This window comes from Streptococcus sp. HMSC056C01, from assembly GCF_001811305.1.
Taxonomy (GTDB): Bacteria; Bacillota; Bacilli; order Lactobacillales; family Streptococcaceae; genus Streptococcus.
The window spans coordinates 70,113-70,409 of sequence record NZ_KV804219.1 but is presented as its reverse complement, the minus strand read 5'-3'; the positions used below and the strand labels follow the sequence as shown (position 1 = coordinate 70,409).

The window sequence follows — 297 nt, the reverse complement described above, 5'->3', positions numbered from 1 at the left end:
TGATAAAGTTCACTAGTGCTTTATAGATTGTCAAGAATTCAAAGTCAGCATAAGCATCACGAATTGTCTTAACAAGCTGGTTAAAGCGAATAGTCATGTACTTATCAACTGAGCGAAGCTCTTCGTAAGCTACTGAATCTTGAGCTGGGTTAAAGTCAGATGTATTGGCAATCAAGAAACGAAGAGTGTTACGGATCTTACGGTAAGTTTCAGATACTTGGCTCAAGATATCCATAGAGATACGCACGTCGTTACTTGAGTCAACACTTGTTACCCAGAGACGCAAGATTTCCGCAC

1 pseudogene is annotated in these 297 nt (G+C 40.1%); it reads right to left on the bottom strand.

Going from position 1 to position 297, the window contains the following annotated elements:
- Positions 1 to 297 (bottom strand): annotated as a pseudogene (locus HMPREF2795_RS10090) (hypothetical protein); the annotation flags it as partial.